General features: G+C 71.4%; 10 protein-coding genes. 7 read left to right on the top strand and 3 right to left on the bottom strand.

All coding sequences use genetic code 11. The features are described 5' to 3' along the window. Nucleotides 1-1,923, bottom strand: a complete 1,923-nt coding sequence (locus tag ABTY15_RS27260) for an AMP-dependent synthetase/ligase (RefSeq protein ID WP_350600842.1) — start codon at nucleotides 1,921-1,923, stop codon at nucleotides 1-3. 320 nt (nucleotides 1,924-2,243) lie between these two features. Here ABTY15_RS27260 and ABTY15_RS27255 point away from each other — a divergent pair, with 320 nt between their 5' ends. The 4 genes from ABTY15_RS27255 to ABTY15_RS27240 all read left to right on the top strand — a co-directional run bounded on the left by ABTY15_RS27255 (nucleotide 2,244) and on the right by ABTY15_RS27240 (nucleotide 8,161). Next, on the top strand, nucleotides 2,244-3,977 hold the full coding sequence (locus tag ABTY15_RS27255; protein ID WP_350600838.1) for an ABC transporter ATP-binding protein: 1,734 nt from the start codon (nucleotides 2,244-2,246) through the stop codon (nucleotides 3,975-3,977). After that, complete coding sequence (locus ABTY15_RS27250; protein WP_502893600.1) at nucleotides 3,974-5,992, top strand: ABC transporter ATP-binding protein; 2,019 nt, start codon at nucleotides 3,974-3,976, stop codon at nucleotides 5,990-5,992. Before ABTY15_RS27255 ends, ABTY15_RS27250 begins: the two co-directional genes overlap by 4 nt. An 87-nt stretch (nucleotides 5,993-6,079) precedes the next feature. Continuing rightward, the gene (gene sigJ / locus ABTY15_RS27245) at nucleotides 6,080-6,994 is read left to right on the top strand and encodes an RNA polymerase sigma factor SigJ (RefSeq protein WP_350600837.1); all 915 of its coding nucleotides are present in this window, start codon (nucleotides 6,080-6,082) and stop codon (nucleotides 6,992-6,994) included. Nucleotides 6,995-7,081: 87 nt separating this feature from the next. Then, a complete protein-coding gene (locus ABTY15_RS27240; RefSeq protein WP_350600833.1) occupies nucleotides 7,082-8,161 on the top strand; it encodes an NAD(P)/FAD-dependent oxidoreductase in 1,080 nt (359 codons plus the stop codon). A 144-nt stretch (nucleotides 8,162-8,305) separates the two neighbouring features. Here ABTY15_RS27240 and lepA read toward each other — a convergent pair whose 3' ends face one another. After that, complete coding sequence (lepA, locus tag ABTY15_RS27235) at nucleotides 8,306-10,174, bottom strand: translation elongation factor 4 (RefSeq protein WP_350600831.1); 1,869 nt, start codon at nucleotides 10,172-10,174, stop codon at nucleotides 8,306-8,308. 331 nt (nucleotides 10,175-10,505) lie between these two features. On the opposite strand from lepA, the gene rpsT reads away from it, so the two are divergent. Continuing rightward, nucleotides 10,506-10,775: a 30S ribosomal protein S20 gene (gene rpsT / locus ABTY15_RS27230; RefSeq protein ID WP_196951699.1), complete on the top strand. Its 270-nt coding sequence runs from the start codon at nucleotides 10,506-10,508 to the stop codon at nucleotides 10,773-10,775. Nucleotides 10,776-11,062: 287 nt separating this feature from the next. Further along, nucleotides 11,063-11,833 carry a hypothetical protein gene (locus ABTY15_RS27225; protein WP_350600826.1) on the top strand — a complete coding sequence of 257 codons (771 nt, stop codon included), beginning with the start codon at nucleotides 11,063-11,065 and terminating at the stop codon, nucleotides 11,831-11,833. 83 nt (nucleotides 11,834-11,916) lie between these two features. On the opposite strand, the gene holA is transcribed toward ABTY15_RS27225, so the two are convergent. Beyond that, the gene (holA, locus tag ABTY15_RS27220) at nucleotides 11,917-12,915 is read right to left on the bottom strand and encodes a DNA polymerase III subunit delta (RefSeq protein WP_350600825.1); all 999 of its coding nucleotides are present in this window, start codon (nucleotides 12,913-12,915) and stop codon (nucleotides 11,917-11,919) included. A 61-nt stretch (nucleotides 12,916-12,976) separates the two neighbouring features. Between holA and ABTY15_RS27215 the strand changes: the two genes are divergently transcribed. Further along, complete coding sequence (locus tag ABTY15_RS27215; RefSeq protein ID WP_350600823.1) at nucleotides 12,977-13,252, top strand: hypothetical protein; 276 nt, start codon at nucleotides 12,977-12,979, stop codon at nucleotides 13,250-13,252. The last annotated feature ends 138 nt before the right edge of the window (nucleotides 13,253-13,390 follow it).

The following is a 13,390-nucleotide window of genomic DNA, read 5'->3' as shown; positions in this document are numbered from 1 at the left end:
TCAGGCCTCGTTGGCGCCCGCGTACATCGCGGCGACGGCGTCCGCGTACGTCTTCTCGACCACCGGGCGCTTGATCTTCAGGCTCGGGGTGAGCTCGCCGTGCTCGATGTCGAGGTCGCGCGGCAGCAGGTGGAACTTCTTGATCGTCTGCCAGCGCTGGAGGTCGGCGTTGAGGCGCTTCACGAAGCCCTCGATCAGCTGGTGCACCTGCGGGTCGGCGACCACCTCGGCGTAGGACTTCCCGGCCAGGCCGTGCTCGGCGGCCCACGGCATGATGACCGCCTCGTCCAGGCCGATCAGCGCGGTGCAGTAGTTGCGGCCGTTGCCGATCACCAGGATGTTGCTGACGAACGGGCAGACCGCCTTGAACTTGCCCTCGACCTCGCTGGGCGCGACGTACTTGCCGCCGGAGGTCTTGAACAGGTCCTTCTTGCGGTCGGTGATCCGCAGGAAGCCGTCCGGGCTGAGCTCGCCGATGTCCTCGGTGTGGAACCAGCCGTCCGCCTCCAGCACCTCGGCGGTCTTCTCCGGCAGGTTGTGGTAGCCGCGCATGACGCCGGGGCCGCGCAGCAGGATCTCGCCGTCCTCGGCGATCCGCACCTCGGTGCCCGGCAGCGCCCGGCCCACCGTGCCGATCCGCACGTCCTCCTTGCGGTTGACGCAGGAGCCGGCGCTGGTCTCGCTGAGGCCGTAGCCCTCCAGGATCGGCACGCCGGCGCCGAGGAAGAAGTAGCCGATCTCGGGGGCCAGCGCGGCGCTGCCGGAGACCGCGCCCTTCAGCTGCCCGCCGAAGGCCGCGCGGATCTTCGCGTAGACCAGCTTGTCGGCCAGCGCGTGCTGGAGCCGCAGGCCCAGCGGGGCGGTGCCGGCGCCGGTGGCGATCCGGTTCTCCTGGACGACCCGGGCGTGGTCGCGGGCGACCTTGGCGGCCCACAGGAAGATCTTGTACTTGGCCCCGCCCTCGGCCCGGGCCTTCCCGGCGATGCCGTTGTACACCTTCTCGAAGATGCGCGGCGCGGAGGCCATCACCGTCGGGCGGATGACCGGCAGGTTGTGGATGATCCGGTCGACCCGGCCGTCCACGGCCATCACGTGGCCGGTGGCGATCTGGCCGGAGATCAGCGTCTTGCCGAACACGTGCGACAGCGGCAGCCACATGAACTGGACGTCGTCGGCGCTCAGCAGCCCGCTGGCCTCCTGGGCCCGGCCCTCGTACGCCCAGCAGTCGTGCACCAGCCGCACGCCCTTGGGGCGGCCGGTGGTGCCGGAGGTGTAGATCAGGGTGGCCAGCTGCTCCTTGTCGAGCGCGGCGACGCACTTCTCGACGGCGTCCGGGTGCTGCTCCAGGTACTCGGCGCCGCGCTGCTCCAGCTCGGCGAGGGTGAGCAGGTCCAGGCCGGCGGTCTCGGGGGCCTCGGCGGGGGCGTCGAAGAGGATGACGGTGCGCAGTTCGGGCAGCTGCTCGATCTGCCCGACCGCCTTGGCCAGCTGCGCGACGTTCTCCGCGAACAGCGCCCGGGAGCCGGAGTTGGAGAGGATGAAGACCGTCTCGTCCGCGTTGGTGCTGGGGTAGACGGTCGTGGTGGCGGCGCCCGCGCACATGTTGCCGAGGTCCGCGATGACCCATTCGAGCCGGGTGGAGGAGGCCAGGGCGACCCGGTCCTCGGGCTGGATGCCGAGCGCCATCAGCCCGGCGGCCACCGCCTTCACCCGGGTCGCGGTCTGCGCCCAGGTCAGCGAGCGCCACTGCTCCGCGCCGGGGGCGCTGTCCGCGGCGTGCTCGTCGACCGGGGCCGGGTAGCGGTACGCCTCACCGTTCGGCGTCGCGGCGACCCGCTCCAGGAACAGATGGGCGACGGAGGCGGGTCGCGAGGCGACGAGGTCGGCACTGCCGTCGTCGATCAGGGACTGCGCGGAACTCAACGAGGACCTCCGAGGGCGGGTGGCCGTCTCAAGGGATTGTCGCGGCTCCCGTGGGGGCGGTCGCCGGGCCCCGCCTCACCGGATCGGTGCCGGTTAACCGGAACGGTACCGATGAGTAACAAGGGGGCAATCAGCAGCCTAGGGGGAAACCGGTCATTCCGTAAGGGGGTGGGGCCAGACGGCACACCACCCCCACCGCGGTGTCGAACGGGCAAAGGACTGACAAACCTCCGGCTCGCTCCGCCGGAATCTCCTGTACGAGTGCACCAAAGACCGAGAATTGGGATGCGAAACGACCCGCCGACGACAAGAGTGTGCCAGTGCTGATCAGACTGCTCAGGGCGTACCTACGCCCCTACTCCCGACCGATCGCCCTGCTGGTCCTCCTCCAGCTGGTCTCGACCCTCGCCGCGCTCTACCTGCCGACCCTCAACGCCGACATCATCGACAGCGGCGTGGTCAAGGGCGACACCGGCTACATCCTGCGGGTCGGCGGCGTGATGATCGGCGTCACCCTGGTCCAGGCCCTGTGCTCGATCGGCGCCGTCTACTACGGCGCCCGCACCGCCATGGCCTTCGGCCGGGACGTCCGGGCCGCCGTCTTCGACCGCGTGCAGAGCTTCTCCACCCGCGAGCTCGGCCAGTTCGGGGCCCCCTCCCTGATCACCCGTACCACCAATGACGTCCAGCAGGTCCAGATGCTGGCCCTGATGAGCTTCACCCTGATGGTCGCCGCCCCGATCATGTGCGTCGGCGGCATCATCATGGCGCTCAACCAGGACGTGCCGCTGTCCGGCCTGCTGCTCGCCGTCATCCCGCTGCTCGGCACCGTCGTCGTCCTGCTGGTCCGCTCGCTGCGCCCCAAGTTCCGCAGCATGCAGACGAAGATCGACACGGTGAACCGCGTCCTGCGCGAACAGATCACCGGCATCCGGGTCATCCGCGCCTTCGTCAAGGACGACCACGAGCAGGCCCGCTTCGCCGACGCCAACGGGGACCTCACCCACGTCGCCCTCCAGGTCGGCCGGCTGATGTCCTTCATGTTCCCGGCCGTCATGTTCGTCGTGAACGCCTCCAGCGTCGCCGTGCTCTGGTTCGGCGCCCACCGCATCGACAGCGGCGGCATGGAGATCGGCGCCCTCACCGCCTTCCTCTCCTACCTGATGCAGATCCTGATGAGCGTCATGATGGCCACCTTCATGTTCATGATGGTGCCGCGCGCCGAGGTCTGCGCCGAACGCATCGACGAGGTCCTCACCACCACCTCCAGCGTCGTCCCGCCCGCCGCGCCCGTCACCGAGGTGCTGCGCCGCGGCAACCTGGAACTGCGCGACGTCGACTTCCGCTACCCCGGCGCCGAGGCCCCCGTGCTGCGCGGCATCGACATCACCGCCCGCCCCGGCGAGACCACCGCCGTCATCGGCTCCACCGGCAGCGGCAAGTCCACCCTGCTCGGCCTCGTCCCCCGGCTGTTCGACGCCACCAACGGACAGGTCCTGCTCGACGGCGTCGACGTCCGCGAACTCGCCCCCGAGGCCATCGCCGACAGCATCGGCCTCGTCCCCCAGAAGCCCTACCTCTTCACCGGCACCATCGCCAGCAACCTGCGCTACGGCCGGCCCGACGCCACCGACGAGGACCTCTGGCACGCCCTGGAGGTCGCCCAGGCCAAGGAGTTCGTCGAGAAGCTCCCCGAGGGCCTCGACGCCCCCATCGCCCAGGGCGGCGGCAACGTCTCCGGCGGCCAGCGCCAGCGCCTGGCCATCGCCCGCGCCCTCGTCCGCAAACCCGACGTCTACCTGTTCGACGACTCCTTCTCGGCCCTCGACTACGCCACCGACGCCCGGCTGCGCAAGGCCCTCGCCCGCGAGACCTCCGACGCCACCGTCCTGATCGTGGCCCAGCGCGTCTCCACCATCCGCGACGCCCACCGCATCATCGTCCTCGACGAGGGCGCCGTCGTCGGCACCGGCACCCACCACGAACTCATGGCCGACAACCCGACCTACCGGGAGATCGTGCTCTCCCAGCTCACCGAGCAGGAGGCGGCATGACCAGCCCCGGCAAGCCGACGGCCCCCGGCAAGAAGCCGGCCGGCCCCGACGCCCAGCTGCCCAGCGACTCGCAGGCCGCCGCCGCCCGCCGCGGCCCCGCCGGACCGGGCCGCTTCATGGGCGGCCAGGGCTCCGAGAAGTCCATGGACTTCAAGGGCTCCGGCAAACGCCTGCTCTCCCTGCTGCGCCCCGAACGCGCCCTGCTGTCCGCCGTGATCGGCCTCGGCGTGCTCAGCATCGGCTGCGCCGTCATCGGCCCCAAGGTGCTCGGCGACGCCACCGACCTGATCTTCGCCGGCGTCGTCGGCGCCCGCTTCGCACCCGGCACCTCCAAGCAGCAGGTCGTCGAAGGACTGCGCGCCCACGGCGAGGGCGGCGTCGCCGACCTGCTCTCCTCCGTCGACTTCACCCCCGGCCAGGGCATGGACTTCGGCGCCATCGGCACCGTCCTGCTCTGGGTCCTCGCCATCTACGTCGCCTCCGCCGCCTTCGGCATCGTCCAGGGCCGGCTCGCCACCAAGGCCGTCCAACGGGCCGGCTACCGGCTGCGCCAGGACGTCGAGGCCAAACTCGCCCGGCTGCCGCTCAGTTACTTCGACAAGCAGCCGCGCGGCGAGGTGCTCAGCCGGGTCACCAACGACATCGACAACGTCGGCCAGTCCATGCAGCAGACCCTGGGACAGGTCGTCAACTCGCTGCTCACCGTGGTCGGCGTGCTGGCGATGATGTTCTGGATCTCCCCGCTGCTCGCCCTCATCGCCCTCGTCTCGGTGCCGCTGTCGGTGGTCGTCGCCGCCAAGGTCGGCAAGCGGGCGCAGCCGCAGTTCGTCCAGCAGTGGAAGTCCACCGGCCAACTCAACGCCCACATCGAGGAGATGTACACCGGCCACACCCTGGTCAAGGTGTTCGGGCGGCAGCGCGAATCCGCCGAGACCTTCCGCGAGCACAACGAGGCGCTGTTCCATTCCAGCTTCCGCGCCCAGTTCATCTCCGGGATCATCCAGCCCGCGATGATGCTCATCGGCAACCTCCAGTACGTGCTGGTCGCCGTCGTCGGCGGCCTGCGGGTCGCCAGCGGCGCCCTGTCCATCGGCGACGTGCAGGCGTTCATCCAGTACTCGCGGCAGTTCAGCCAGCCGCTCACCCAGGTCGCCAGCATGGCCAACCTCGTGCAGTCCGGCGTCGCCTCCGCCGAGCGGGTCTTCGAACTCCTCGACGCCCCCGAGCAGACCCCCGAACCGGCCATGCCCGAACGGCCCGACGCGGTGCACGGCCGGGTCTCCTTCCAGGACGTGTCGTTCCGCTACGACCCCGAGAAGCCGCTCATCGAGGACCTCTCGCTCAAGGTCGAACCCGGCCAGACCGTCGCCATCGTCGGCCCCACCGGTGCCGGCAAGACCACCCTGGTCAACCTGCTGATGCGGTTCTACGAGGTCAGCTCCGGGCGGATCACCCTCGACGGGGTCGACGTCTCCGCGATGTCCCGCGAGGACCTGCGCTCCGGCATCGGCATGGTGCTCCAGGACACCTGGCTGTTCGGCGGCACCATCGCCGACAACATCGCCTACGGCGCCCAGGGAGCCACCCGCGAACAGGTCGTCGAGGCCGCCAAGGCCGCCCACGTCGACCGCTTCGTGCGCACCCTGCCGGACGGCTACGACACCCGCATCGACGACGAGGGCACCGGCGTCAGCGCCGGCGAGAAGCAGCTGATCACCATCGCCCGGGCGTTCCTCGCCCAGCCGTCCATCCTGGTGCTGGACGAGGCCACCAGCTCCGTCGACACCCGCACCGAGGTGCTGATCCAGCGGGCCATGGCCCGGCTGCGCACCGGCCGCACCAGCTTCGTCATCGCCCACCGGCTCTCCACCATCCGGGACGCCGACGTGATCCTGGTGATGGAGAACGGCTCGATCGTCGAACAGGGCTCGCACGACGAGCTGATCGCCGCCGACGGCGCCTACGCGCGGCTCTACCAGGCGCAGTTCGCGGAGGCCGTCGCCGAGGTCGACTGACCGTCCGCCCCCAGCGGGCAGAGCCGGGACGGGGACTCCCCCGCCCCGGCTCTTCGCGTTCCCCGGGCCGGGCGCTACCGTGGGCCCGTGATCGACCACCAGGAACCGGACGCCTTCGAGACCAACCGGCGCTACCTGGGCTCGGTCGCCTACCGCCTGCTCGGCTCCTTCACCGACGCCGAGGACGCCCTCCAGGAGGCCTGGCTGCGCTGGCAGGCCGTCGACCGCACCACCGTCGCCGACCCCCGGGCCTTCCTCACCACCGTCGTCACCCGCCTCTGCTACGACCAGCTCGGCTCCGCCCGCGCCCGCCGCGAGGCCTACTACGGCGAATGGCTGCCCGAGCCCTCCGTCTCGTACGCGCAGGGCCCGGACTCCCCCGACGAACTGGCCGAACGCGGCGAGTCCGTCTCACTCGCCCTGCTCACCGTCCTGGAGCAGCTCACCCCGGCCGAACGCGCCGCGTTCGTGCTGCACGACGTCTTCGCGGTCGGCTTCGAGGAGATCGCCTCCTCGCTCGACCGCACCCCCGACGCCACCCGCCAGCTGGCCTCCCGGGCCCGCCGCCGGGTCCGCGACGGCGGGCCCGGCGGCAGGCGCACCGGCGCCGACCCGGCCGACCCGGCCGAGCACCGGCAGGCCGTCGAGGCCTTCGCCGCCGCCACCATCCGCGGCGACATCCTCGGCCTGATGGAGGTCCTCGACCCCGACGTGGTCTGGCACGCCGACGGCGGCGGCATCGTCCGCGCCGCGGCCCGGCCCGTCCTCGGCGCCGACAAGGTGGCGCGGCTGGTGGCCGGCCTGGTCGCCAAGTGGTTCACCCCCGAGTACGCGCTCGACTTCGCACTGGTCAACGGCGAGCCCGGCCTCGTCTGGTACGAGAAGGCCACCGGCACCGTCGCGGGCGTCGTCGGCTTCGCCGTGGCCGACGGGCGGATCACCGAGGCCTACGTCGTGGTCAACCCGCAGAAGCTCGGCCACATCAGCCCGCTGCCACTGTGACGCAGGTCACCGTCACATCCTGACCGGCCACGTCGTCCCCCTCCCGAACAGCGCCCCACCCGGGCGCACCGAACGGAGGCGGACGAGATGAGCAGCAGCACCACCGAGAACCGGATCGTCGTCCTGGGAGCCGGCTACGCGGGGCTCAGCGTCGCCAAGCGCGTCGGAAAGCACCACCCGATCACCCTGGTCGCCCCCGAGGAGCGGCTCCTCAACCGGGTCCGCCTGCACGAGGAGGCGGCCGGCCACGGGCACCAGTGGCCGACCATCAGCCACATCGTGCGCGGCCGGAAGGTCGACCACCGGCGGGCCCGGGCCGTCGAACTCGACCTGGCCGGGCACAAGGTCCGGCTCGACGACGGCACCACCCTCGGCTACGACACCCTGGTCTACGCCCTCGGCAGCCGCACCGCCTTCCACGGCGTCCCCGGCGCCGCCCAACACGCGTACACCGTCGAGCGGGCCGCCGAACTGGACCGCCGGCTGCGCGGAGCCGAGCGGCCCGGCACCCTGGCCGTGATCGGCGGCGGCCCCACCGGCATCGAACTGGCCACCGAACTCGCCGAGACCCACCCGCGGTGGCGGGTGCACATCCTCGCCGCCGGGCAGGTCGGCGGCCTCTACTCGCCCAAGGGCCGGACCCACGTCCGGCGCGTCCTCGACCGGCTCGGCGTCACCGTCCACGAGCACACCACCGTCACCGAGGTCAGCCCGGACGGGCTGCGCACCACCGACGGCCCGGTCGAGGCCGACGTCGTCGTCTGGGCCGCCTCGCTGGAGCCGCTCCCACTGGCCGCCGAGGCCGGGCTGGCCGTGGACGAGCGCGGCCGAGCCCTGGTCGACGACCACCTCCGGTCGGTCTCGCACCCGGACGTCCACGTGATCGGCGACGCCGCCGCGGTGACCCTCCCCGGCACCGGCACCCTGCGGATGGGCTGCGCCACCGCGCTGCCGCAGGGCCTGTACCTCGCCAAGCTGCTCACCGGGCGCACCGCGAAGCCGTACAGCTTCCGGTACGTCGCCCAGTGCGTGAGCCTCGGGCGGCGGGACGGGCTGCTCCAGCTGATCCACGGGGACGACTCGATGCGGCCCACCGTGCTGACCGGCACGGCCGGGCGGCTGGCGAAGGCCGCGATCGTCGGCGGGGTCTACAGCACGGTGAAGTAGCGGCCCCGGAGGCGGCGGCGCGGCGATGCGGCCCCGGACGTACGGAAGGCCCCCGAACGTACGGAAGGCCCCCGGACGTGCGGAAGGGCCCCGGACGTGCGGAAGGGCCCGGGCGGGTGCCCGGGCCCTTCGCTTCGCCTGCGGTTACTTCTTTTCCTTCGGCGCTTCGGCGTCGGTGGACAGCGCGGCGATGAAGGCCTCCTGCGGGACCTCCACGCGGCCGACCATCTTCATCCGCTTCTTGCCTTCCTTCTGCTTCTCCAGCAGCTTGCGCTTGCGCGAGATGTCACCGCCGTAGCACTTGGCGAGGACGTCCTTGCGGATCGCGCGAACCGTCTCACGGGCGATCACCCGGGAGCCGATCGCGGCCTGGATCGGCACCTCGAACTGCTGGCGCGGGATCAGCTTCTGCAGCTTGCCCGCCATCATCACGCCGTAGTTGTAGGCCTTGTCCTTGTGCACGATCGCGGAGAAGGCGTCCACCGCGTCGCCGTGCAGCAGGATGTCGACCTTCACCAGGTTGGCGCTCTGCTCGCCGATGGGCTCGTAGTCGAGCGAGGCGTAGCCGCGGGTCTTGGACTTCAGCTGGTCGAAGAAGTCGAAGACGATCTCGGCGAGGGGGAGGGTGTAGCGCAGCTCGACCCGGTCCTCGGACAGGTAGTCCATGCCCTGGAGGTTGCCGCGGCGGGACTGGCAGAGCTCCATGATCGCGCCGACGAACTCGTTCGGCGCCAGGATGGTGCCGCGCACGACCGGCTCGAAGACCTCGGCGATCTTGCCGGTCGGGAACTCGCTCGGGTTGGTGACGGTGTGCTCGGTGCCGTCCTCCATCACCACCCGGTAGATCACGTTCGGGGCGGTGGAGATCAGGTCGAGGTTGAACTCGCGCTCCAGGCGCTCCCGGATGATCTCCAGGTGCAGCAGGCCGAGGAAGCCGCAGCGGTAGCCGAAGCCGAGCGCGACCGAGGTCTCCGGCTCGTACACCAGGGCGGCGTCGTTGAGCCGCAGCTTGTCCAGGGCGTCGCGCAGCAGCGGGTAGTCCGAGCCGTCCAGCGGGTAGAGGCCGGAGAACACCATCGGGCGCGGGTCCTTGTAACCGCCGAGCGGCTCGGTGGCGCCCTTGTTCTGCGAGGTGATGGTGTCACCGACCTTGGACTGCCGGACGTCCTTCACACCGGTGATGATGTAGCCCACCTCGCCGACGCCGAGGCCGTCGGCGACCTTCGGCTCGGGCGAGATGACGCCGATCTCCAGCAGCTCGTGGGTCGCGCCGGTGGACATCATGGCGATCCGCTCGCGCTTGGTGAGCTGGCCGTCCACGACACGCACGTAGGTGACCACGCCGCGGTAGGCGTCGTACACCGAGTCGAAGATCATCGCGCGGGCCGGGGCGTCCTTGACGCCGACCGGGGCCGGGATGGTGTTGACGATGTGGTCCAGCAGGTCCTCGACGCCCAGACCGGTCTTGGCGCTGACCTGGAGCACGTCACCCGGGTCGCAGCCGATGATGTGCGCGATCTCGGCCGCGTACTTCTCGGGCTGGGCGGCCGGCAGGTCGATCTTGTTGAGCACCGGGATGATCGTGAGGTCGTTCTCCAGCGCCAGGTACAGGTTGGCGAGGGTCTGCGCCTCGATGCCCTGGGCCGCGTCGACCACCAGGATGGTGCCCTCGCACGCGGCGAGGGAGCGGGACACCTCGTACGTGAAGTCCACGTGGCCGGGGGTGTCGATCATGTTCAGGATGTGCGTCGTACCGGCGTTCGGCCCGGTCTGCGGCGCCCACGGAAGGCGGACCGCCTGCGACTTGATGGTGATGCCGCGCTCACGCTCGATGTCCATGCGGTCGAGGTACTGGGCACGCATCTGCCGGGGGTCGACGACGCCGGTGATCTGCAGCATCCGGTCTGCGAGCGTCGACTTGCCGTGGTCGATGTGGGCGATGATGCAGAAGTTGCGGATCAGCGCCGGGTCGGTACGGCTGGGCTCTGGCACATTGCTGGGGGTCGCGGGCACCTTGGTCCGATTCTCCGTTGGTCCGGGGCCGGGGGTGTCCGGGTCATCGCTGACCGGTTTCCCGGGGACCGGACAGTCTCGTCCGATCGAAATAGTCCCTCCCATCTTCCCACGAGCACGGTGCGGGCCGCCGTTCGGTCCGGCCCCGGGGCCCGACAGGCCCCGGCGGACGTCTCCCGAACGGTCCGGCGCCTGACCGGTTTGGGGCGGGCGGGCCGCCCCTGGTAGCGTGGTCAGCTGCACCTGGCCTCGGCATGCCCTCTCAGCTGGACCGACGGCCGCCCGGTGCACACCCCGTTCAGATTTCTTTGAGACAGACTGAGGCTCCTTCGTGGCGAACATCAAGTCCCAGATCAAGCGCAACAAGACCAACGAGAAGGCGCGCCTGCGCAACAAGGCCGTCAAGTCCTCGCTGAAGACCGCTCTGCGCAAGGCCCGTGAGGCCGCCGCCGCCGGCGAGACCGAGAAGGCCGTCGTGCTGGCCCGCGCCGCCTCCAAGGCGCTCGACAAGGCCGTGAGCAAGGGCGTCATCCACGCCAACCAGGCCGCCAACAAGAAGTCGGCCATCACCAAGCGCGTCAACGCGGCCGCCCAGGCCTGACGCCCCGGGGGCTCGCGGCCCCCACCGCCTCGGGACGACCGGCCCTCTACCCGGACCCCTGAGGCGCGCGAGACTCGCACCGCACGCGGCCTGCGTTCGCCACGCGGGTGCGGTGCACCGAGCAGTACGACAGGCGTCGCAGCCGGTCTCTTCCCCAGAGGCCCGCTGCGACGCCTGTCGCGTTCCCCGGACCGGCCGCTATGGTCGGGTCACGCGCGATCGAGGTGCAGCGAGGTGCGGGGAGGTGCGGGGAGCACCCCCGGCGCCCGGCTCGAAGGGGGACCTGGATGACCACGCCACCGCCGCCACCGCCGTCACCGGGGTTCGGGCCGCCGCCCGGGCTGCCCACCGCGCCGGGGCTGCCGGCCACGCCCGCCGCCCCGGGCCCGGGGCCCAACGGGCCGAGCCGGGCCGCCCGACTGCGCCGGAACGCCGTCTGGGCCTTCGTCGGCGCCCTGCTCGCCTCCGCCGGGTGGGCCGCAGCCGTGATCAGCCTGCCCGACATGGTCACCACCGCGTCCTCGCCGCGCTCCCTGGGCAGCTACCACCTGGTGGACGACTTCTGCACCACCGGGAAGCCCACCAGGCTCTTCACGCTCTACACCACCTCGGACACCAGCCCGCCGTCCCACCACAGCGACCGCCACCCGGCCCTGGAGAGCATGAACTGCTCCATGTCGCTCAAGCGCATCGGCGCCGGCAGCGGCGACAGCGAGTACGCCTCCGCCTACATGCGCGTCGACCTGCACAAGGCGGTCAACCCCGCGCCCGAGTTCGCGGCCTCCAAGGAGGTCTACCGGGCGCGGAACTACAAGGTCACCGACGTGGCGGGAATCGGCGAGGAGGCGTACTTCCTCTACAAGGACGACCCGGGCACCTCGGACAAGACCTGGCACAGCGTCAGCGCCGAGATCGACGTCCGCGACGGCGGGATGACGTACTACCTCTCCTGGTCGGCCAGTTACACCGACGGGAAGACCAAGGTGCCGAGCAAGGAGGAACTCCAGTCGGCCCTCCAGGCCGACGCCCTGGACGCCCTCCACGCGATCCGCAAGTAGACCGGGGGCGGTCGGGCGGCCCTCCGGCCCGCGGGCCTTGAGCCTGGGGGCCTGTGGGCCTGCGGCTTGTGCGCCCCCGGTGGTCAGTAGGCCGGGCGGGACCCTGCCCGGGCGGCGCGGGCCACCGCCACCACCGCGCGCTCCAGGGCGAAGGCCGGATCGTCCGAGCCGCCCTTCACCGCAGCGTCCGCCTGGGCGATCGCGGTCAGCGCGGTGGCCACGGCATCGCCCGTCCAGCCCCGCATCTGCTGACGGACCCGATCGACCTTCCACGGCGGCATGCCCAACTCACGGGCCAGATCGGCCGGACGCATGTTCCGCCCGGTCGTCGCCAGCCGGCCGATGCTGCGCACACCGGACGCCAGCGCGTAGGTGATGCCGGTCGGCGGCTGCCCCACGGCCAGCGCCCAGCGCAGCCGCTCCAGCGCCTCCGCGGCACGGCCGGTGACCGCCAGGTCCGCCACCTCGAAGCCGGTGGCCTCGGCCCGGCCGCTGTAGTACCGGGCCACCACGGTCTCGTCGATCGCACCCTCGACGTCCGCCGTCAGCTGGCTGCACGCGGCCGCCAACTCGCGCAGATCGCTGCCCAGCGCGTCCAGCAGCGCCTGACAGGCCTCCGGGGTGGCCGAGCGGCCCAGCGTCCGGAACTCGCCGCGGACGAAGGCCAGCCGCTCGCTCGCCTTGGCCAGCTTCGCGCAGGCCACCTCCCGACCGCCCGCCTTGCGCCCGGCGTCCAGCAGGCCCTTGCCCTTCGCGCCGCCCGCGTGCACCAGCACCATGATCACTTCCTCGGCCGGCGACTCGATGTACGCCTTGACCTCCTTCACCGAGTCGGCGGAGAGGTCCTGGGCGGCCCGGACCACGATCACCTTGCGCTCGGCGAAGAGCGACGGAGTGGTCAGCTCGGCCAGACTGCCCGGCTGCAACCCGCCGGGAGGCAGGTCCCGCACGTCCGTGTCCGGGTCCGCCGCCTTCGCCGCCGCCACCACCTGGGCGACCGCACGGTCCAGCAACAGCTCCTCCTGGCCGACCGCGAGGGTCAGCGGGGCGAGCAGATCGTCGGGTGCACTCTTCCTGGCCATCGCGTACCAGCATCCCACGGGGCACGGACAAGCCCGCCCGACCGACCTGGAGAATGGGCCGGTGACCGAGAACCACACCACCGACCCGCACGCCCGGCAGCTGCTCGTCCTGCCCGACCGCGACGCCGCCGAGGAGGCCGCGGAGGAGCTCAGCGCCAACCACCCCGACCTCGGCGAACTCGAAATCGTCCGCGACGCCCTCGCCGGCGAGGACGACGCCGAGGACGCCCAGTGGCTGGTCGTCGTCGAACCCCCCGAGACCGGCTGGACCCCCACCCGCCTCCACGCCCTCGACACCCTCGCCGCCGACTACGAGGGCTGGCGCGAAGAGAGCTGACCCGCCCGACTTCCCTCCCCTTGCGCCGCCGCCCCCGGAGCCCGGGGGCGGCCCGGTCACCCCGGCGACTTCAACCACGTGGACACCGCCGACGTCGCGGCCGACTTCGCCACCTGGCACGCCGAGGTCGAGGCGGCC

This window comes from Kitasatospora sp. NPDC097643, from assembly GCF_040302625.1.
In the GTDB taxonomy this organism is placed as follows: Bacteria; Actinomycetota; Actinomycetes; order Streptomycetales; family Streptomycetaceae; genus Kitasatospora.
Note: the sequence above shows the minus strand (reverse complement) of the source record. Positions and strands in the feature narration are given on the sequence as shown.